Genomic DNA, 20,597 nt, shown 5'->3' on the forward strand with positions numbered 1-20,597 from the left:
CACACAGGGTGGCCATATTCGACGATTGCAGCAGGGTTCCCTTCACCGGGTTGTTCGGCGAAGGCGTCGTAGTGATGAACGATGTTCAAGCTGTGCTTTCGGCTTGTCGGGGCAGCCGGAGTCGAACCGGCAGTGGCCGAGGCGAGGCTCGGGTGGTGCGCCGCCTACGTGCCCCGCTGAGGTGCACGGGTAATGATCACCAGGGCGCTGATTGTCAGCGCGAAACCGATGAGAGCGGGCTCAGTCAGCGCGGTTCCATTGATCAGGTAGTCGAAGATTGCTGTGATGCCCGGAACGGTGAAGAACAGGCTGGTGACCGCGATTTCGCTCCGTGACCGGACCATGAGGTACAGCAGTGCTGTGGCACCGATGCTGACGACGACGATCATCCAGGCGGCCGACCCGACGAAGGCTGCACCGGGCTCCCAATGGCCCACTCCGAAAATTGACAACAGCAGGGCGAAAACGATTGCGCTGAGTGTGGATTGAATGGCCAGTGCAGCCCATAGTCCCGCGGAGGAGCTGCTACGTGACTGCGCCATGGTTCCTGCAGTGATCGCTGCGAGTGCGCCTACCGCTGCGATGACGCCTCCGGCGGTGTTGAACCCGGCATGCAGGTCGGCACCGACGGCCAGTGCGACACCTGCCACGCCGAGGGCAAGTGCCACCCATGTACGAATACTGCGTGCGCCGACGGCTGCTGCTGTCAGCAGTGGCTGGGCCGAGACAACCAGTGCGAGAAGTCCAGGGCTGATTCCGCGGTCGAGCGCGATGAAGAAGGCACCCTGATAGGCCACCTGCATCAGTAGGCCGACGCCGGCCATGCGTGCCCAGGCTCGCCTGGATGTGGGGAGTGCGTCGCGTACGACGCCCCAGATCGTCCAGGCGATCAGTGCGCATCCTGTCGCCCGCACTGCCAGGAAGGCTTGGGGTGAGACTTCGGCGAGCCCGAACGGGGTCGCTATGGCACCCGAGGACCATGCGAACACGAACAGCACCGGCATCACCGTTGCCGGTGCTGCCCGGTGCCGAGTGCCGCAGTCTCGGGCGGCGACCGCCGGCTTCTCGGTGTTGGTGCTCACTGTTCCGACGTAGCCCAGTCGTTGATGGAGAACCGTTCGGACAAGGCGCGGGCGTCGATCATGTATCCGGCCACCATGTCAGCTTTGGCGGCGAGGAGCTCGTCGCCGGAGTCTCGGCAGATCTTCGACAACCATGTGTAGGTGCGTTCGGCCGGGACGTCGTACTCGTAGTGCACCTGCATGCGTTACGGCCTCCCCAGAAACAAAACAACAGAACGAGTGGTTCGTCCTTCAGCGTGCACTCTGCGGTGAGTTTGCGAAACAGGCTTCTACGCATGCGGTATACGCAGATCGTATAGTCGAGGGGTGCCCGTTGAGATTCGACAGTTGCGCATCCTGCTCGCAGTCGTCGACGCGGGAAGCATGAGCCGCGCCGCCGAAAAACTACGTGTCACTCAACCGTCGGTGACGCGCGCGATGAGCGAACTGGAACAGCAGCTCGGCACCGAACTGCTCGACCGGGCGGGCAGACGAGCTACCCCGACCGCCGCCGGTCGACAGTTCACGACAACCGCACGTCGGATCGTCGCCGACTTCGACAGCGCAATGAGCACCCCGTTCCAGTCGCCGACCCTCCGGATCGCGTACTCGTGGGCCGCCCTCACGCCTGCGGTCGAACGTATTCTGCGCACTTGGAACGGCAAATCGCGCAGCCACAGTGTGGAATTGGTACGTTTCGGTTCGCCGTTGTCCGCGTTGAGCACCTCGGCGGCAGACCTCGCACTCATTCGTGAATGGACGGCTCAGCCCGGCTATCGTCACATTGTCATCGACGAGGAGCCCCGAGTGGCCGCGGTGTCGAGTGATGATCCGCTCGCCGCGGAGACGGGTATCGCCTTCACCGATCTCGCTGAATACGGGCTGGTCGTGAATACCAACAGCGGCACCACTCCGGATGACCTGTGGGGCCATTCCCGCAACCGACGCCGTGACAGAACGACGACCGACGTCGAAGACTGGGTCACCACGATTGCCACGACATCCGGAGTATTCGGCCTAACGCCATCGTCGACGGCCGACTTCTACCGACACCCCGCTCTGACCTACCTCACGCTGCGCGGCGCACCGCCCGTGACATCATCGTTGATCTGGCTCGACGACCGCACAGCCTCTGTTGCCGCGTTCGCCGAACACGCCCTCAACCAGACCGGCCGCAACTGATTTCGCCCACGACCTCGTCGGGGAATATGTGGCCTTGGACCGTCAATGCTGTGATCGATGTCGTCCAACACACCGAACCCGTCGCGGTCGGTCGTGCATACATATGACGAAAGCCCCGAAACCACCATAATTTCGGGGCTTTCGAGCAGATGCCGTCAGACGTTCAGATCCTCGTCCCTACGGTTCTTGATGCGCGAGGTCGCGATGAACGAGATTGCCGCGAGGATCATCAGGTAGATCGAGATGGACATCGAGGTGCCGGTTCCCTTGAACAATGCCTCGGAAATCGTGGGAACGAAGGCCCCACCGAGCACGGTGCCGATGGCGTAGCCGATGGATGCACCACTGAATCGGACTGCTGCGGGGAACATTTCGGCGTACAGCGCCGGCTGCGGTCCGTACGAAAGCCCGAGTCCGACGGCGAACAGCCCGAGGGCCACGTAGATCCAGTGCAATTCACCGGTGTCGACGAGCAGGAAGAACGGGATGGCGCACAACACCATTGCCGCGTTTCCGAGGTTCATGATCGTGGTGCGGGCGTAGCGATCGGACAGATACGCGCCGAGGAGGGTGAAGATTCCCCACACGATGGCCGCGAACAAACTGGCCACCAAGACGTCCACGCGAGCGAGGCCGTGTTCCCTCGTCGAGTACGCGACGATGAATCCACCCACGATGATGTAGCCGTTGCCGTTGGTGCCGATGAACGACAGCGCGGCCAGCATGACCTGCTTCTTGTTGGTGCGCCACAGTGCACGAACCGGAGTGTGGTTGCGCTCCTTGCGTTCTGCGAGCTCCTTGAAGACCGGAGTCTCCTCGACACGGCGTCGGATGTAGAAGCCGACGAGGATCAACACGAAGCTGATGAGGAACGGAATGCGCCAGCCCCAGGCCTCGAACTGCTCCTCACTGAGCAAACCGGTGCACAGTGCCAACGTTCCCACCGCGATGAGCATGCCGAGAGGAACACCCATCTGGGTTGCTGCGCCGTAGATTCCACGCTTGCCCTTGGGTGCGTGCTCGACGGCCATCAGCGCTGCGCCGCCCCACTCGCCGCCGGTCGAGAATCCCTGCAGGATGCGCAACACGACCAGGATGATCGGGGCCCAGATCCCGATGGTCGCGTAGGTGGGCAGCAGTCCCATTCCGACGGTGGCCGCACCCATCAGGGTGAGGGTCGCGATGAGGACCTTCTTGCGGCCGATCTTGTCACCGAAGTAGCCGGCGACGATGGCTCCGAGGGGTCGGAAGACGAAGCTGATACCGATGGTCACGTAGGCGACCAGCTGTCCGGACGAGCCCATCGGCGCGAAGAACAGCTGAGCGAAGATCAGCGACGCGGCCTGCGCGTAGATGAAGAAGTCGTACCACTCGACGGTGGTTCCGACCATGCTGGCCATGGCGGCGCGGCGATGCTCACGCGACACCCCGGTGGGCGTCTCGACCTGTGTTGACATCGACTTGTCTCGTTTCGTTCGGGCTCCGACGCTCGGACAGGAGAGCGACAATTCGGAGTGACGTGGGGATGAACAGCGGCGAATTTCGGTAACCGAGGAATCGGACGAAACTCACCGTCCATTCGGTCGGTAATCACTGTGACCGGCGCCACCGTAGTTTGTCAAGGTGGTCGCATGCATAGCAAGGCGATCGACGCACTTCGTCGGGAACTACCGATCGAGGCGTCTCGCTTCGTCCGAAACGACGCAGACGTCGACAGTGACGCCGGTCATACTCGAACTCATGGCCGCACCTACGTCGACCCTCGTTCACCCCTCGCCGGTCATCGACGAACTGATGCGCGCCCTCGGTGCCGACGCGGTGGTGACCGACCCCGACATTCTCGCCAGTTACCGGCACGACGCCGCAGCTCTGTGCGAATCCGCCCTGCCACTGGTGGCGGTACTGCCGACCACGGAATCGGACGTGCAGGCCATCATGGAGATCGCGTCGGCACACCGCATTCCTGTTGTGCCACAGGGAGCACTGACCGGCCTGGCCGGAGCAGCGAACGCCAGCGTCGGAGCCATCGCCCTCAATACCCGGCGCATGAACAAGATCGTCGAGTTGGACGTCGTCAATCGCACCGCCGTCGTGCAACCCGGTGTCACCAACAAAGAGTTGAAAGATGCTGCCGTACAGCAGGGACTGACGTACCTCCCTGACCCGTCCAGCTGGGAGGCGTCGACGATTGGCGGCAACATCGCCACCAACGCCGGCGGCCTGTGCTGCGTGAAGTACGGGGTGACAGCACGGTTCGTTCGCGGGTTGCGCGTCGTACTCGCCGACGGCCGCGCGACGTTCGTCGGTCGGCGCACCGTCAAAGGTGTGGCGGGTCTGTCTCTCGCGGACTTGTTCGTTGGCTCCGAGGGCACGCTCGGCATCATCACCGAGGCCACCGTCGGCCTCGATTTCCCCAGCGCCGTACCACTCACGATGGCTGCGACTTTCCCCTCCACTGTCGCTGCAGGACAGGCAGTGTCGAGGATTCGTGCGGCAGGTATCACCCCGAGCCTGTTCGAGTTGTTGGACCGCACCACCATCGCCGCTATCGACGCCTACGCACGGATGGACTTCGGCACCGACGCCGCGGCCGTGCTGATCGCCCAATCCGACATCGGTGACGGTGCAGTGCAGGAGCTCGAGGCCATCGCCGCACTGTGTACCGAATCCGGTGCGATCGATGTGGCCGTCGCCGAGGACGAGGTCGAATCGGAACAACTCGTGCAGGCCCGACGACTGGCGTACCCCGCACTCGAGCGTCTCGGTTCGCCGTTGGTCGACGATGTGTCCGTTCCCATTTCGCAACTCGCCACGATGATCGACGAGGTGGGCCGGGTGGCAGACGGGCTGGGCATCGTCATCGGAGTCGTCGGCCACGCAGGGGACGGCAACATCCATCCGACGGTCATCGTCGACCCCCTCGACCCCTCATCGTTGGCCAAGGCGCACAGCGCGTTCGACGAGATCGCGGCATTCGCACTTTCGCTCGGCGGGACCATTACCGGGGAGCACGGCGTCGGCTTGCTCAAACGCGATCTGCTCGAGACCGAACTCGATTCGGTTGCAGCGGAACTGCAGCGCGGCATCAAGGAATTGCTGGACCCGCACTATCTGCTCAATCCAGGAAAGGTCCTCACCGCCCGTTCGTGAGCCGTAGCGACATCCACACCAGCAACCGGGTGTCCGCGTCGTCGAGATCGAGACCGAACAACTCCTTGGTACGCCGGAGCCGATAGCGAAAGGTGTTGGGGTGCAGGTACAACGATGCCGCAGCGGCGGCAACGTTGGACTCGTGCGCCAACAACGCCAGCACCGTCGCGGCGTACTCGGTACCTTCTGAAGCATCGCAGGAGAGCATCCGATCGACGGCAGGCAACGCCAACGACACCTCCGACAGAGCTGCCCCTGCCCTACGCAGCGTGGCTTGGACTCGGACGTCATCGAAAAGAACGGTCGGAGAACCGTCCTCGCAGGCGTCGAGCGCCCACTGCGCATGCATTCGAGCTGTCGACGGTCGCTCGTCCGGTCCACCGATCGCGAACGTCACAGGAATACCGAGAGCCGATACGGCCCTGCGTCGAACGTGCTCGAATTCATCAATACTGAAGGGGATTTCGGACCGCATCACGAGGAACGCAGCGCCGTCGATCACGACAGCACCCGAGTCGAGCTGCTGCCCGAAGGTCAGCTCGAGCATCCCCCGCAGTCGCGACGCGGCGGTGTCCGGCCGGTCCGACTGCACCCGGGTCGCCAGCACCGTGTACAGCTGCCCAGCGGGTGTGACGGCAGCTGGATCGGTCAGTAGTTCACGTGCCCTGGGCTTTTCGACACCCACAGCCTGCGGTCGCTGGCTCAGCAACGGTATTGCTTCCGCTGCTGCCCGCTGCAATGCCGACACCACGGCCGGCTCGGGCGGCGACACTGCCACGGTGGGGACGATGCACCAGATCGAACCGAGATATTCGCCGCCACTGGCCACCGGCACGGCCAGGCGAGGCAGCACCCCGGCTACGGCGACGACCCGCACCGTACAGCTGCGCCGGAAGTCCACGTCGGTGTGGTGCGCCATGTACTCGGCCGGAACTTGCTTGCCGAGAATCCCGTCGCGCCGCACGTCGTCGATCGGTTGCCCGGGCAGCGACGAGTAGGCCACGACGTAGCCGGCCGGGTCCATCACCGATACCGCACCGCCCACAGCAGCCGCCGTGGCGTCGGCCAAGGCGGACAGATCGGCAGTGGTCATCGACTCACCGTACTTCCGAGTCGATCCGGCTATCTGGCCACGGTGCGACTGTCACCTCTGAATTCGGCGATCAGCTCGCCTCGACACGTTACCGACACGTCGTAGAGGCCGTTCCGGCCGAACCTCGCACGCTCGACGGCGTCTGCGACGAGCACGTCACCGACCTTCGTCGGACGGAGATAGCGGATGTCGCAGCGTGCCGCGACGGCCGAGTCCTCGTGCGAGTTGCAGGCCATCGCGAACGTCGTATCCGCAAGCAGGAAGACGTATCCGCCGTGCGTGATGGCGTAACCGTTGACCATGTCCTCGGTCACGACCATCGACATTCTCGCGTGGCCGGGTGACAACTCGATCAATTCGATACCGAGCTTGCGCGACGCGGCGTCGACCTCGAACATCTCGCGGGCGATAGGCGAATCGGTCACGGCCGCAACACCGACTGCTCGTTCTGGGTGAACATCGTGACGCCCCCGGTCGCGAAGTTACGCAGATCCTTGCCTGCGGCCTTCATCTCTGGCGAGGCCAATCCTGCCTTCAGCGATGTCTCGTCCGCGAAGTACAGGCTGGCGATCGCGTAGTACGGCGGCGGTGAATCGTCGAGTGAGTCGAGCGTGCCCCAGGTGAAGTCGACCAGACCGGGGACAGCACGCGCTAGAGGCACGTGCACCTCCGCGTAGTGACGATCGAATGCGACCGGGTCCTCGGGCATCCCGTAACAGACGGCTACTCGAATGCTCATGACGCTGCCTCGGGCTTCGCGACGAGAGTCAGCACGTCGTACGTCGCGACGGGGTCACCGTCCTGGTTGACAACCACTGCGTCCCATCGCACCTCGCCGTAGTCGGCACTCTGACGCGGAGTGATGAGCTTGGCGGTGAGTGTCACCGTCAAAGAATCCTCGGCCTTGACGGGCGTCAGGAATCGAAGGCTGTCGACGCCGAAGTTCGCCAGGACGGGGCCCGGAGCCGGGTCGACGAACAGCCCTGCGGCCAGCGAGACCACCAAGTAGCCATGCGCAACGATGCCGCCGAACAACGGATTTGCCGCTGCCGCTTTGGGATCGGTGTGCGCGTAGAACGTGTCGCCGGTGAATTCCGCGAAGTGATCGATGTCCGCGCGGGTGACCTGTCGTGGGCCACCGATGATGATGTCACCCAGCTTCAGCTCGCCCAGGTTCTTGCGGAACGGGTGAACGTCGCCGGTCGTCTGCTTCGCCCCGGCGACCCATTTGTTGCCGATCGCCGTCAGGACGTCCGGTGTTCCCTGAATTGCCGTGCGCTGCATGTGGTGCAGCACGCCGCGGATACCGCCGAGTTCTTCACCGCCGCCTGCGCGGCCCGGCCCGCCGTGCACCAAGACCGGCAGGGGCGACCCGTGGCCGGTCGATTCTTTCGCGTCCTCGGAGTTCAACACCAGGATGCGGCCGTGGTACGGAGCACTGCCTAGGACGATCTCACGCGCGATCGCAGAATCCTTGGTCACCAGAGATGCGACCAGAGATCCCTTTCCGCGCGCGACGAGGTCGAGCAGGTCTGCGGTGCTGTCGTAGCCGATGACGGTCGATACCGGTCCGAACGCCTCGATCTCGTGCGGTTCGGGTGCGGTCTTGTCGCCGGCCTTCAGCAGTACCGGTGCCATGAATGCGCCGGCTCGCTGATCCACCGCGTCGGGATCGCCGAAGACCACCGATGCGGACTTGGTCAGTCCACGAATCGATTTGAGGACTTCGTCCCGCTGATCGATGCTGGCGAGTGCACCCATGGTGACGCCCTCGTCGGCCGGATCACCGACGACGACCTTCTCCAGCTTTGCCTTCAGCGCCTCGATGACGGGCTCGACCGAGGCTTGCGGCACCAGCACGCGGCGGATCGCCGTGCACTTCTGACCGGCCTTCGACGTCATCTCGGTGAAGACGCCCTTGACGAAGAGATCGAATTCTGGGTCGCCCTGTGCCACATCGGATGCCAGTATCGACGCATTGAGAGAATCCGCCTCCGCCGTGAAGTGCAGTCCCTCGCCGACGACGTTCGGGTGAGACCGCAGGGTCGCAGCGGTATCGGCGGACCCGGTGAAGGCCACCGAATCCTGGCCGCCGAGGTGGTCGAGCACACCGCGGGCGCTGCCACACAGCAGCTGCACCGAACCCTCGGGCAGCAGGCCCGACTCGATGATCCGTCGGAACACCAGCTCGGTGAGGTACGCAGTTTGGCTGGCGGGCTTGACGATCGACGGCACGCCGGCGATGAACGCGGGGGCCAGCTTCTCGAGGAAGCCCCAGACGGGGAAGTTGAAAGCGTTGATCTGGACGGCGACGCCGTGCCGCGAGGTGTAGATGTGCTGACCGAGGAAGGTGCCCTTCTTACCGAGCTGCTCGATCGCGCCGTCGAGATAGACCGTCTCGTTGGGGAGTTCGCGTCGGGCCTTGCTCGCGTAGCTCAGCACGGTGCCGAATCCGCCGTCGATGTCGACACCGGAATCGCGGGTGGTGGCTCCGGTGTGCCGAGAGAGTTGGTAGAACTCTTCCTTGCCGGCCATCAGCGTCAGACCCAATTGCTTGAGCAGGGCTGCGCGCTCGTGGAACGTCAGGGCTGCAAGCGCCGGGCCGCCGACGGTGCGCGCGTAGTCCACCATGCCCGCGACGTCGAGACCACTGGACGACACCCGGGCGATCTCACTGCCGTCGACGGCGCTCAGCAGCGGCGTTCCCTCGTCGGACGCGGAATACCACGTGCCCTGGGCATAGCTTTCCAGAAGTCTGCTCACAACGCCTCCATCTCACCGTACGTTCGGTCGGTAATTACCATCGCCGCCGAGCGCCGAGATGTCAAGACTCGTCCTGCTACGTGCGGCGCAGGCCGTCGAAGGTCAGAGCCACGACGGCGTCGGCCAATTCCTCGACCGATCCGCCGGTGCGCGGGCGGTACCACTCGATGAGCGAGTTGACCGTGCCGAACACGAGCTTGGACGCCAGGGCCGGATCCACCCCTGGACGCAGGTCACCCTCCTCGGCGGCAGCCACCACGAGCCCGGTGACGAACGAGTCGAATTCACGCCTACGAGCGAGGGCGCGCCGCTCGACGTCGGTGTTGCCTCGCACGCGCAGCAACAGCGTCACGTAGGGCAGTTCCGCACACAGGATGTCCACACTGCGTCGCACCAGGTATTCGAGGCGGTCGATGTATCGCCCGGTCGTCGCCCGATCCTCGGTCGTGACGGCGAACAGTGCATTGAGAGCCCGCGACAGCGCGAGTTCGAGCAACTCGGACTTGCCCGACACGTGGTGGTAGATGGAGGACTTGGTGATGCCGAGCCGCTTCGCCAGAACTTCCATGCTGGTTCCGTCGTACCCACGGTCGTTGAAGACCTTGACCGCCACAGCCAAGAGCGAGTCCAGGTCGTATCCCGGCCGCCCTGGCTGTCCGGTCTTGCGCGGCGCGCGTGCGGTTGTCATTGCCACATCTTCCCAGCCGTCGGCCGATTCCACAGCACCGTGGGCAGCAAGCCTTGCCAAACGACCGAATGTTCGGTTATTAATGACGCAACCGTACGAAGGAGATCCAAGTGGGCGAAGTATTTCTCGTGGCCGGAGCACGCACGCCGCACGGACGCTACGGCGGAGCACTGGCCTCAGTGCGTCCCGACGATCTGGCCGGGCTGGTCGTCGCCGAGGCGGTCCGCCGCGCGGGTGTGCCCGTCGATCGAATCGACGAGGTCATTCTCGGTGCCGCGAACCAGGCCGGCGAGGACAATCGCGATGTGGCCAGAATGGCGGTTCTGCTCGCAGGACTCCCCCACACGGTGCCGGGATACACCGTCAATCGCCTGTGCGCGAGCGGACTGACGGCAGTGGCGAACGCCGCAAGCACCATTCGCAGCGGCGAGGCCGACATCATCGTCGCCGGTGGCGTCGAGTCGATGACACGCGCGCCCTGGGTCATGGCCAAGCCGGGAACCGCATGGGCCAAACCGGGAGAGATCTTCGATACCTCCCTCGGCTGGCGTTTCACCAATCCGACCTTCGCCTCCCACGACGCGGGGACCGATCCCAAGATCACCCTGTCGATGGGCGAAACCGCCGAGGAGGTCGCGCTCAGCGAGGGCATCACCCGTGAAGAGTCCGACGCCTTCGCCTTCCGCAGTCAGCAGCGTGCCATCGCTGCCCAGGATGCCGGACGCTTCGCCGACGAGATCGTGCCCGTCACGACCAAGAACGGCGAGGTCACCGAGGACGAGACGCCGCGACGCGGAACCACTGTGGAGAAGCTCGGCACCCTGAAGACCGTCTTCCGCAAGGACGGCATCGTCACCGCAGGCACCTCGTCGCCATTCACAGACGGCGCGTCGGCGCTGGTGGTGGCATCAGAGGAGGCTGTGAACAAGTACGGCTTCGAGGTTCGCGGACGCATCGTCACCAGCGCGAGTGCCGGTATCGCACCGCACATCATGGGACTCGGGCCGGTCCCGTCCACGCAGAAGGCACTCACGCGCGCGGGATGGTCGATCGACGACCTCGGTGCCGTCGAACTCAACGAGGCCTTCGCAGCACAGTCCCTCGGCGTCATCCGTCAGTTGAAACTGAACGAAGACATCGTCAATGCCGACGGTGGGGCGATCGCACTCGGCCACCCCCTCGGCTCGTCGGGTGCGCGAATCCTGTTGACGCTGTTGGGCCGCATGGAACGTGAGAAAGCCTCCCGCGGACTCGCGACGCTCTGCGTCGGCGTCGGGCAAGGCGTGTCGATGTTGATCGAGGCACCGTGAACACGCTCGTCGCGGAGGAGCTGACGGACCGCGTTGTCGTCACTCTGAATCGCGAGAAGCAGCGCAACGCAATCGATTCCGAGATGATCGGCGAGCTGCATGAGGTGTGCGCGCTCGTGGAACAGGATCCGAGAATCGTCATCCTGACCGGAGCGGGCGAGCACTTCGCCGGCGGTGCCGACATCAATCAGCTGCGGGCCCGCACCCGCGACGACGCATTGCGCGGCATCAACCGAAACCTGTTCGACCGCATCGCCGAACTCCCGTTGCCGACGATCGCTGCCGTCCGCGGCTACGCCCTCGGCGGTGGAGCCGAGCTGTCCTACGCGTGCGACATACGGATCGCGTCGTCGACTGCCGTGTTCGGTAATCCCGAACCGGGCCTGGGCATCATGGCGGCCGCCGGGGCCAGCTACCGGTTACCGACGCTGGTGGGAGTGTCCGTCGCGAAGCAGGTACTCCTCGGTGGCCGGACGCTCGACGCAGAGGTGGCACTCCGCTCCGGCCTGGTGCTGGACGTCGTCGACGAGCCGTTGGCCTCAGCGCATTCCCTCGCGGATCGCATTGCCAAGCAAGCACCGCTGGCACTGAAGCTGACCAAGAAGATTCTCGATGCGCCCGGTTCGCACCCGTGGGCCGACGACATCGCGCAGGCCGTGCTGTTCGAGACCGAAGACAAACAACGCCGAATGACGGCATTTCTGGAGAAGAAAAAATGACCGCTCCCGTGAAAATGGCTGTTGTCGGCGGAGGCCGGATGGGCGCGGGTATCGCGCAGGTGTTCGCAGCCCTCGGCTCCACCGTCGTCATCGCCGAAGCAGCCGACCAACAAGCAGCCCTCGACCGAGTCTCGACCGGACTCGACCGGGCGCACGAGCGCGGCAAACTCAGCGAGGATCCCGCTGCGATTCTCGCGCGGGTCTCCACCGTCGCCGGGCCTGCGGATCTCCCGGCCGACCTGGACCTGGTTGTCGAAGCGGTTCCCGAGATCCCGCCGCTCAAGGTCGAGGTACTGGCTCTCGTCGACAAGATCGCCGGGCCCGACACGGTCATCGCGTCGAACACGAGCTCTATCTCCATCGCCGAACTCGGTGCAGCACTCAGTGATCCGAGTCGCTTCATCGGGATGCACTTCTTCAACCCGGTTCCGGCGTCGACTCTCGTCGAGATCGTGCGTGCCCCGGCCACCTCCGCCGACGTGGTGCAGCGAGTTCAGCAGTGGGTGTCGCTCCTGGGCAAGACCGACGTGCTCGTCAACGACTCCCCCGGCTTTGCGACGTCACGGCTCGGCGTCTGCCTCGGGCTCGAAGCTATTCGGATGCTGGAGGAGGGCGTCGCCGACGCCGAATCGATCGACCGCGCCATGGAACTCGGGTACAAGCACCCGATGGGTCCGCTGCGTTCGACCGACCTCGTGGGGTTGGACGTCCGGCTCGCGATCGCAGAACACCTGGCGTCGACCCTCGGCGACAGGTTCACTCCCCCGCAGTTGTTGCGAGACATGGTTGCTCGCGGCGACATCGGACGTAAGTCCGGTCGCGGCTTTCACGATTGGACGAACGCATGACGGTACGGTTCGACGTCGCCGACGGCTTGGCGACCATCACCCTCGCGCGCCCCGAAGCCCACAACGCCCTCGACGTCGCGACGAAGCTCGCGTTGGCGGAGGCGGTCCAGAGCGCCGCTGCACCAGAGGTGCGAGCCGTGCTCATCACCGCCGAGGGCAAGAACTTCTGCGTCGGCCAGGATCTCGGCGAGCACGTCACTGCGCTCGAGGCCGATCCGGCCACGGCGATGGATACCGTCGGTGAGCACTACAACCCGGTCATCCGTGGGCTCGCGGCGCTCGAGGTGCCGATCGTCGTCGCCATCCCCGGCGCATGCGTCGGCGCAGGTCTCGGGATCGCACTCGCCGGAGATATCCGCGTTGCCGGCACCAAGTCGTCGTTCGCGACGGCGTTCACCGGCATCGCCCTGGCCAGCGACTCGGGACTGAGTTACTCGCTGGTCGAGGCACTCGGATCGAGCCGTGCCGCGGGTCTGATGCTGCTCGGCGACAAGATCACCGCCGCACAGGCCCTCGACTGGGGCTTGATCCACCGCGTCGTCGACGATGCGGATGTTCTCGAGACAGCACGCACGCTGGCCGCGTCACTCGCAGCCGGACCGACCCAGGCCTACAAGCAGGTCAAGTCGCTGATCGCTCGATCCGGACTATCCGACGCCCTGGACCGCGAGGCGCAGGCACAGACCGCTCTGGGACAGACCGCCGACCACAAGGCCGCCGTCGATGCCTTCCTGGCGAAGAAGAAAGCCTCCTTCGTCGGCATGTGAGCGGAAACTCGACCCCTGCTACGAAGTTTCGCGCACGTGCGGCGAAGCCGCTCTTGTGCCCGGGGTCACTTCGAGGCATACTGGTTACCAACCGATCATTCGGTAATGAAAGTAGGACTTATGACCACGTCAAACACCCTGTCCACCGAGACGCTGCAGGACGGTTTCGACGAGACCATCGCCCACGAGCAGCGCGTCGAGCCTCGTGACTGGATGCCCGACGGCTACCGCAAGTCGCTCATCCGCCAGATCGCCCAGCACGCACACTCCGAGATCATCGGAATGCAGCCGGAGGGCAACTGGCTCACCCGCGCACCGTCGCTACGCCGCAAGGCGATCCTGATGGCCAAGGTGCAGGACGAGGCCGGCCACGGTCTCTACCTCTACTCCGCCGCGGAAACGCTCGGAGCGGACCGCGCCGACCTGACGGTCAAGCTCATCGAGGGCAAGCAGAAGTACTCCTCGATCTTCAACTACCCCACCCTGACGTACGCCGACGTGGGCACCATCGGCTGGCTCGTCGACGGCGCAGCGATCTGCAATCAGGTTCCCCTGTGCCGCAGCAGCTTCGGGCCGTACGCGCGCGCGATGATCCGCGTCTGCAAGGAAGAGTCCTTCCACCAGCGCCAGGGCTACGAACTGCTGGCCACCATGATGCGCGGCACCGACGAACAGCGCGCCATGGTCCAGGAATCCGTCAACCGCTGGTGGTGGCCCGCACTGATGATGTTCGGCCCACCGGACGACGAGTCCCCCAACACCGAGCAGTCCATGAAGTGGGGTATCAAGCGCCACACCAACGACGAACTGCGCCAACGCTTCGTCGACATGTCCATCCCGCAGGCGAAGGCACTGGGCGTCACGTTCCCGGACCCGGATCTGAAGTGGAACGAGGAGCGCAAGTCGCACGATTTCGGTGAGCCCGACTGGTCCGAGTTCATGCAGGTGATCAAGGGCAACGGAGCCTCCAACGTCGAGCGCATCGCGAACCGTCGGGCAGCTCACGACGGCGGTGCCTGGGTCCGTGAGGCCGCGACCGCATTCGCCGAAAGGAACGCAGCATCATGAGCGAGTTCACCGCAGAGGGCGGCCACGGAGCAGTGCCTACCGAGGGTGTTCCGGTCGAGCCGAAAAGAGAAGCGGTCAAAGCCGATTGGCCGTTGTACGAGGTGTTCCTACGCGGCAAGCGCGGCCTGAACCACGTACACGTCGGATCACTCCACGCCGCCGACGACCACATGGCACTGCGTCACGCTCGCGATGTCTACACCCGACGCAACGAAGGCGTCAGCATCTGGGTGGTTCCGTCCAACTCGATCGTCGCATCGTCGCCGTCGGAGAAGGATCCGTTCTTCGCGCCGAGTGGCGACAAGGTGTACCGCCACCCGACGTTCTACGAGATCCCCGACAACGTTCCCCACATGTGAGACCCATACTTCAAGAGGACAAGCACTCATGACCGATCACGACAGCGCCTACGAGGGCCTCGTCGACGAGGACTCGCACGGGCAGTGGGCATTCGGGACGAGTTTCGACGATCCGCTCGCCGGAGTCGATACCACCGTTCCCGACGACGTCGACCTGAAAGCTCTTGCCGCATACTGCCTCATGCTCGGTGATGATGCGCTGATCAGCTCGCAGCGCCTGGCCGAGTGGAGCACCCGCGCACCGGAACTCGAAGAAGAAGTGGCACTGGCCAACGTCGGCCTCGATCTCCTCGGCCAGGCCCGGCTACTGCTGGCCCGCGCCGCAAAAGCCGATCCGACGTTGGTGCCGTTCATCTCGGACACCTCCCCCGCACCGGCCGAGGATGCGCTGGCGTTCTTCCGCGACGACGCCGACTTCCGGAATGTTCGACTCACCGAGCTCGACAACGGCGACTTCGCGAAGTCGCAGGTTCGCCTACTGGTGTTCTCGACATGGCGGCTCGCCGTCTTCACTCGCCTGCAGGATTCCCGCGATCCCGTTCTCGCCGCGGTTGCGAACAAGGGCGTCAAAGAGCTGACCTATCACCGTGATTACGCGGCCCGCTGGGTCGTCACTCTGGGCTGCGGAACCGATAAATCGAAGCGACGCGTCCGTGACGCCGTGACGCGGATCTGGCCGTACGTCTCCGAGCTGTTTCACCCCACGGACGAGGAAATCGCGCTGGCTGGGGTCGGTGTCGCCGTCGACCCCCGTGACGTGCGCGAGGAGTTCGATTCCGTTCTGGCGCAGGTACTTCACGCCGCAGAGCTGGACGCCCCCGAGGGCAAGTCCGTAGGCACCATCGGTGGCCGCGGTGGTCGTCGCGGCATCCACACCGAGGCGTTCGGACCCCTGATCGCCGAGATGCAGGTCGTGGCGAGGGCCCATCCGGAGGGAGTCTGGTGACAACGATGGAACTTTCGGCTCGCGACATCGCAGCCACCGTCATGGACCCCGAGATGCCGCTGCTCACTCTCGACGATCTCGGCGTCCTGCGCGACGTCGAGGTACGCGAGAACGGCAGTGTGCTCGTCACGATCACTCCGACGTACTCCGGGTGCCCCGCCATGGCGACGATGCGGGACGACATCGCTCACAAGCTTCAGGACCACGGCTACGTGGATGTCGAGATCGTCACCAGCCTGACGCCGGCATGGAGCACCGACTGGATCTCCGAGGAGGGCCTGCGCAAACTTCGCGAGACCGGTTACTCCACACCGGGACCGGCTCCTGCTCGTACATCCGGCCCGGTTCCGTTGACCCTGACCGTGAAGCCGCGCCGAATCGACTGCCCTCAGTGCGGTTCCGCGAACACCCGCCTCACATCCGAATTCGGCGCAACGCTGTGCAAAGCCCAGTACCGGTGCGACGACTGCCTCGAGCCCTTCGACCACGTGAAGGAAATCTGATGACTGTCACCGCTGAGCCGGAGCTGAAGAACCTGCGCAACAGGCCATTCCACACGCTGACCGTTGCCGACGTCGAATCGCTCTGCGACGACGCCGTCGCCGTCACGTTCGACGTGCCCGATGAGCTACGTGCGGAGTTCGATTTCAAGCCGGGCCAGTCGCTGATGCTCAGCCGGACCGTCGACGGCACCGAGCACCGTCGCTCGTATTCGATCTGTGCCCCGGCCGGCGCGCGTCCCCGCGTCGGCGTCCGTGAGGTCTCCGACGGCCTGTTCTCCTCGTGGCTCGTCCACGAGGTCAAGGCCGGCGACCGTATCGACGTTCAGGGCCCGACCGGCAATTTCCACGCCGATCCGGCTGTAGCCGGCAGGCACGTTCTCATCGCGGCAGGCTCGGGCATCACCCCGATGCTGTCGATCGCCGCCTCGGTCCTGACCAACCCCGACGCCGAAGTGGTTCTGCTGTACGGTAATCGGCGGACGCGAACGGTGATGTTCGCCGAGGAGATCGCGGACCTGAAGGACCAGTACGGTAGCCGGTTCGACGTCATTCACGTCCTGTCCAGGGAGCCGCGCGAGGTCGAACTGTTCAGCGGAAGACTCGACGCCGAACGACTGCGCGAGATACTCGACACCGTCGTCGCCACACCGGATATCGATCATTTCTGGTTGTGTGGCCCGTTCGGGATGGTCACCGATGCCCAACAGGTTCTGGGAGACCTCGGTGTGGCGAAGACCAGCATCCACGCCGAGCTGTTCTACGTCGACGACGTGCCCCCGCCGCAGGAGCAGCACCGCGAGCCCGGCATCAGCGGGCCCAGCAGCGAGGTCACGATCATCCTCGACGGCCGCGAAGTGAAAGGTGCTCTTCCGCAGGATGAGTCGATCCTCGATTCGGCCGAGCAGCTGCGCTCCGATCTCCCCTTCGCGTGCAAGGGCGGCGTGTGCGGCACCTGCCGCGCGAAGGTGACCGTCGGCGACGTGGACATGCGCCGCAACTACGCACTCGAGGACAACGAGGTCGACGCCGGCTTCGTGCTCACCTGCCAGACCTTCCCCGTCAGCGACACCGTGACCGTCGACTTCGACGCCTGAGACCACGAGAGAGCAATCATGACCAGTGTGCTGTCCGCCCCCACCGATACCCCCGATATCGAGTTCGCCTCGCGCGACCGCATCTCGACTCTCCAGTTGGAGCGCCTGCAGTGGTCGCTGCAGCATGCGTACGACAACGTTCCGCACTACACGAAGGCGTTCGACGCCGCCGGGGTGCACCCGACCGATCTGAAAGACCTGTCGGATCTGGCGAAGTTCCCGTTCACCGCCAAGAAGGATTTGCGGGAGAACTACCCGTTCGGCATGTTCGCGGTGCCGCAGGACAAGGTCTCGCGCATCCACGCGTCCTCGGGCACCACGGGTAGGCCGACAGTGGTGGGCTACACCGCGAACGACATCAGCAACTGGGCGGACCTCATCGCGCGCAGCCTCCGGGCCGGTGGTGTCAAGCCGTCCGACAAGGTGCACGTGGCCTACGGCTACGGTCTCTTCACCGGCGGACTCGGCGCGCACTACGGCGCAGAACGACTGGGCTGCACCGTCATTCCGATGTCCGGTGGTATGACCGATCGTCAGATCCAGCTCATCGAGGACTTCGAGCCCGACGCCATCATGGTCACCCCGTCGTACATGCTCACGATCGTCGACGCGATGGTCAAGAAGGGCATCGATCCAGCGAAGACCTCGCTGAAGACCGGTGTCTTCGGCGCGGAGCCCTGGACCGAGGAGATGCGCAAGGAGATCGAGAAGACCCTCGACATGGATGCCGTCGACATCTACGGCCTGTCCGAGGTGATGGGGCCGGGCGTCGCGATGGAATGCGTCGAAACCAAGGACGGACTCCACATCTGGGAGGATCATTTCTACCCGGAGGTCATCGACCCGGTGACCGGCGAAGTGCTGCCCGACGGCGAGGAGGGTGAATTGGTGTTCACGTCCTTGTCCAAGGAAGCTATGCCGATCATCCGGTACCGCACCCGCGATCTGACGCGACTGCTCCCAGGCACGGCTCGCACGATGCGTCGGATGCAGAAGGTCACCGGCCGAACCGACGACATGATCATTCTGCGCGGCGTCAACCTCTTCCCGACGCAGATCGAAGAGCTGATCCTGACCGTGCCCGTGCTGGCACCGCAGTTCCAGTGCGTGCTCGAGAGGGCAGGCCGCATGGACTCGTTGACCGTTCTCGTCGAGGCCCGCCCCGACGCCGCACTCGACTCGCACGCACCGGCAGCGGCGACACTGAAGAAGCTCGTCAAGGATCGCATCGGCGTGAGCGTTGCGGTCGATGTCGTCGCACCCGCGGCCCTCGAGCGTTCCATCGGTAAAGCCCGCCGTCTGATCGACAACCGTCCGACTGTATGACATGAGCCCGGTGGCACAGGATTTCGAGCAATGGCGCGAGAACGTCTCGACGGCGTTCGTGCCGCTCGACGCTGTGTCCACCGGGCAGTCTCCGTTCCAGGGCACCTTGGTGTCGTCGACTTTGGGTTCGCTGCAATTGAGCGAGGTCGCGGGGCGCGAGGTGGATGTCCGCCGCACACGCGCCACCATCAAGCGTGCCGATCCCGGGCTGATCAAGGTCGGCCTGCAGTTGACCGGCCGCGGCACGCTGGTACAGAACGACCGAGAGGCCGTGCTGGAGCCGGGTGACTTCGCGGTGTACGACACCAGCGCACCGTACGATCTGCATTTCATCGGGGACTTCGAGATGTTCGTGGTGATGTTTCCACGCGATGCGCTGCGCATCGATTCCCGTGAGTTGACGACTGTTGCGGCGCGGCGCATCGAGGGCGATCACGGTGTGGGCGCGCTGGTTTCGCCGTTTCTGTTCAATTTGCGCCGAAACGCCGCCGACGGAACTCTGCCGACGACGCCGATGCTCGAGAACGCCGTCCTCGATCTGCTCTGCGCCGCTCTCGACGACGCGGCTCCCCACGATGCGCCGGGATCCACACTCCTGATCGAGGCCAAGAGTCTCGTGGAATCGCATCTGTCCGATCCCACACTCTCCACGGCGTCTCTTGCTGCGCGCCTGCATATTTCCACGCGTTACTTGCAGAAGCTCTTCGAGTCCGACGGTCGCACGGTAGCCGGCTGGATCAGATCCAGGCGACTGGATCGGTGCCACCGCGATCTGCGTGACCCTCGTTTCGCCGCGGACAGTATCGGAACCATTTGTGCGCGTCACGGTTTGATCGATTCCTCGAATTTCTCGAAGCTGTTCAAGGAGACGTACGGCATGTCGCCGCGGGAGTATCGCGCCGGGTGAGAGCGCACACCGCCCTCACCCAACTACGAGCTACCTTCCGAGGATCAGATCCGAGGCCCGCTCACCGACCATGATGGACGGCGCGTTGGTGTTGCCCGACGGCACCGCGGGCATGATCGACGCGTCCGCGACTCGCAGCCCCTCGACGCCGCGGACCCGAAGATCTGCTCCGACAACGGCATCGACGTCCGACTCGGCTCCCATCTTGCAGGTGCCGACCTGGTGGTGGTACGTGCCCGCGGTCTGTCGGACGTAGGCCCGCAGGTCGTCGCGTGTGCGGGCACTCGGCCCCGGAACCACCTCGGACTTGCGCCACGGTGCGAACGCGTCGGACGCTCCGAAGAGCTGGCCGAGCTGGATTCGACCCTGACCGGTCTCGTCGGGCAGCTCGGTACCGGACCGTTCAGGGCCGGCACCACGCAGAGGGTGAAGCTGGACCAGCGAATAGATGAGCTTGCTGTCCGTCAGGAGGAGCTGTCGCAAGCCGAGACGAATGCGGCTGGCTGCACGTGGCAGTCGACCGGTGAACTGTTCTCCCAGTGGTGGGAGCGTCAGACCACTGAGCAGCGCAATATCCGGCTACGGACGATGGGAGTCGAGCTGGCTGGCTTCGACACAGCTGTCGCTACCCGATGCCGGCGCGGCCAGGTCGAGGGGCACACATGGTCGAGGTCATGGAAGCACTCGGTATTCCCGTGGCTGGGTGGTTCTCGGTCGTCTTGAACGACCCCTCACGTAGCCCCTGACGACGTTCTCTGGCTCTCAGCGGTGCGAAGATTCGCGAGACGACAGGGGGCTGGGTCACAGCTACGA

At 64.5% G+C, this 20,597-nt stretch carries 22 protein-coding genes; 13 read left to right on the plus strand and 9 right to left on the minus strand.

Annotation, left to right across the window (positions count from 1 at the left end; genetic code table 11):
- Positions 1-164 precede the first annotated feature (164 nt).
- Positions 165-1,082, minus strand: coding sequence for a DMT family transporter (locus E4P29_RS11135; RefSeq protein WP_245154267.1), 918 nt, complete (start codon positions 1,080-1,082; stop codon positions 165-167).
- Entirely contained in the window at positions 1,079-1,264 is a 186-nt protein-coding gene (locus E4P29_RS11140; RefSeq protein WP_135044609.1) for a hypothetical protein, read from the minus strand. The genes E4P29_RS11135 and E4P29_RS11140 overlap by 4 nt, the downstream gene beginning before the upstream one ends.
- 124 nt (positions 1,265-1,388) lie before the next feature.
- On the opposite strand from E4P29_RS11140, the gene E4P29_RS11145 reads away from it, so the two are divergent.
- A complete protein-coding gene (locus E4P29_RS11145) occupies positions 1,389-2,243 on the plus strand; it encodes a LysR family transcriptional regulator (RefSeq protein WP_135044611.1) in 855 nt (284 codons plus the stop codon).
- Between the two features lie 155 nt (positions 2,244-2,398).
- Here the strand turns inward: E4P29_RS11145 and E4P29_RS11150 are convergent, their stop codons facing one another.
- Complete coding sequence (locus tag E4P29_RS11150) at positions 2,399-3,700, minus strand: MFS transporter (RefSeq protein WP_135044613.1); 1,302 nt, start codon at positions 3,698-3,700, stop codon at positions 2,399-2,401.
- 283 nt (positions 3,701-3,983) lie between these two features.
- Here E4P29_RS11150 and E4P29_RS11155 point away from each other — a divergent pair, with 283 nt between their 5' ends.
- Entirely contained in the window at positions 3,984-5,393 is a 1,410-nt protein-coding gene (locus E4P29_RS11155; RefSeq protein ID WP_135044615.1) for an FAD-linked oxidase C-terminal domain-containing protein, read from the plus strand.
- Here the strand turns inward: E4P29_RS11155 and E4P29_RS11160 are convergent.
- The 5 genes from E4P29_RS11160 to E4P29_RS11180 all read right to left on the minus strand — a co-directional run bounded on the left by E4P29_RS11160 (position 5,377) and on the right by E4P29_RS11180 (position 9,937).
- Positions 5,377-6,486 (minus strand): helix-turn-helix domain-containing protein, encoded by a 1,110-nt coding sequence (locus E4P29_RS11160; RefSeq protein WP_135044617.1) that lies wholly within the window; start codon positions 6,484-6,486, stop codon positions 5,377-5,379. The genes E4P29_RS11155 and E4P29_RS11160 overlap by 17 nt on opposite strands.
- A gap of 29 nt (positions 6,487-6,515) precedes the next feature.
- Positions 6,516-6,884: a hydroxyphenylacetyl-CoA thioesterase PaaI gene (paaI, locus tag E4P29_RS11165; RefSeq protein WP_135044944.1), complete on the minus strand. Its 369-nt coding sequence runs from the start codon at positions 6,882-6,884 to the stop codon at positions 6,516-6,518.
- Positions 6,885-6,907: 23 nt separating this feature from the next.
- Positions 6,908-7,225, minus strand: coding sequence for an EthD family reductase (locus E4P29_RS11170; protein WP_135044619.1), 318 nt, complete (start codon positions 7,223-7,225; stop codon positions 6,908-6,910).
- Positions 7,222-9,249: a phenylacetic acid degradation bifunctional protein PaaZ gene (gene paaZ, locus E4P29_RS11175; protein ID WP_135044621.1), complete on the minus strand. Its 2,028-nt coding sequence runs from the start codon at positions 9,247-9,249 to the stop codon at positions 7,222-7,224. Before paaZ ends, E4P29_RS11170 begins: the two co-directional genes overlap by 4 nt.
- Positions 9,250-9,325: 76 nt before the next feature.
- Complete coding sequence (locus E4P29_RS11180) at positions 9,326-9,937, minus strand: TetR/AcrR family transcriptional regulator (RefSeq protein ID WP_032380646.1); 612 nt, start codon at positions 9,935-9,937, stop codon at positions 9,326-9,328.
- 110 nt (positions 9,938-10,047) lie between these two features.
- Here E4P29_RS11180 and E4P29_RS11185 point away from each other — a divergent pair, with 110 nt between their 5' ends.
- The 11 genes from E4P29_RS11185 (at position 10,048) to E4P29_RS11235 (ending at position 19,784) form a co-directional block, all read left to right on the plus strand.
- The gene (locus tag E4P29_RS11185) at positions 10,048-11,247 is read left to right on the plus strand and encodes a thiolase family protein (RefSeq protein ID WP_135044623.1); all 1,200 of its coding nucleotides are present in this window, start codon (positions 10,048-10,050) and stop codon (positions 11,245-11,247) included.
- Positions 11,244-11,966 (plus strand): enoyl-CoA hydratase/isomerase family protein, encoded by a 723-nt coding sequence (locus tag E4P29_RS11190; protein WP_135044625.1) that lies wholly within the window; start codon positions 11,244-11,246, stop codon positions 11,964-11,966. Before E4P29_RS11185 ends, E4P29_RS11190 begins: the two co-directional genes overlap by 4 nt.
- A complete protein-coding gene (locus tag E4P29_RS11195) occupies positions 11,963-12,814 on the plus strand; it encodes a 3-hydroxyacyl-CoA dehydrogenase family protein (protein ID WP_135044627.1) in 852 nt (283 codons plus the stop codon). The genes E4P29_RS11190 and E4P29_RS11195 overlap by 4 nt, the downstream gene beginning before the upstream one ends.
- The gene (locus tag E4P29_RS11200; protein WP_135044630.1) at positions 12,811-13,581 is read left to right on the plus strand and encodes an enoyl-CoA hydratase-related protein; all 771 of its coding nucleotides are present in this window, start codon (positions 12,811-12,813) and stop codon (positions 13,579-13,581) included. Before E4P29_RS11195 ends, E4P29_RS11200 begins: the two co-directional genes overlap by 4 nt.
- A gap of 120 nt (positions 13,582-13,701) precedes the next feature.
- Complete coding sequence (gene paaA, locus E4P29_RS11205; RefSeq protein WP_027494656.1) at positions 13,702-14,649, plus strand: 1,2-phenylacetyl-CoA epoxidase subunit PaaA; 948 nt, start codon at positions 13,702-13,704, stop codon at positions 14,647-14,649.
- The gene (gene paaB, locus E4P29_RS11210) at positions 14,646-15,008 is read left to right on the plus strand and encodes a 1,2-phenylacetyl-CoA epoxidase subunit PaaB (RefSeq protein ID WP_032379886.1); all 363 of its coding nucleotides are present in this window, start codon (positions 14,646-14,648) and stop codon (positions 15,006-15,008) included. Before paaA ends, paaB begins: the two co-directional genes overlap by 4 nt.
- Before the next feature lie 28 nt (positions 15,009-15,036).
- Complete coding sequence (gene paaC, locus E4P29_RS11215; RefSeq protein WP_135044632.1) at positions 15,037-15,954, plus strand: 1,2-phenylacetyl-CoA epoxidase subunit PaaC; 918 nt, start codon at positions 15,037-15,039, stop codon at positions 15,952-15,954.
- Positions 15,955-15,959: 5 nt separating this feature from the next.
- On the plus strand, positions 15,960-16,457 hold the full coding sequence (gene paaD / locus E4P29_RS11220; protein WP_135044946.1) for a 1,2-phenylacetyl-CoA epoxidase subunit PaaD: 498 nt from the start codon (positions 15,960-15,962) through the stop codon (positions 16,455-16,457).
- Complete coding sequence (gene paaE, locus E4P29_RS11225; RefSeq protein ID WP_135044634.1) at positions 16,457-17,551, plus strand: 1,2-phenylacetyl-CoA epoxidase subunit PaaE; 1,095 nt, start codon at positions 16,457-16,459, stop codon at positions 17,549-17,551. Before paaD ends, paaE begins: the two co-directional genes overlap by 1 nt.
- An 18-nt stretch (positions 17,552-17,569) precedes the next feature.
- Entirely contained in the window at positions 17,570-18,877 is a 1,308-nt protein-coding gene (gene paaK / locus E4P29_RS11230; RefSeq protein ID WP_135044636.1) for a phenylacetate--CoA ligase PaaK, read from the plus strand.
- 1 nt (position 18,878) lies between these two features.
- On the plus strand, positions 18,879-19,784 hold the full coding sequence (locus tag E4P29_RS11235) for a helix-turn-helix domain-containing protein (RefSeq protein WP_135044638.1): 906 nt from the start codon (positions 18,879-18,881) through the stop codon (positions 19,782-19,784).
- Positions 19,785-19,814: 30 nt separating this feature from the next.
- On the opposite strand, the gene E4P29_RS26535 is transcribed toward E4P29_RS11235, so the two are convergent.
- A complete protein-coding gene (locus tag E4P29_RS26535) occupies positions 19,815-20,267 on the minus strand; it encodes a GMC oxidoreductase (RefSeq protein ID WP_280634540.1) in 453 nt (150 codons plus the stop codon).
- Between the last annotated feature and the right edge of the window lie 330 nt (positions 20,268-20,597).

This window comes from Rhodococcus sp. 1R11, from assembly GCF_004563845.1.
In the GTDB taxonomy this organism is placed as follows: domain Bacteria; phylum Actinomycetota; class Actinomycetes; order Mycobacteriales; family Mycobacteriaceae; genus Rhodococcoides.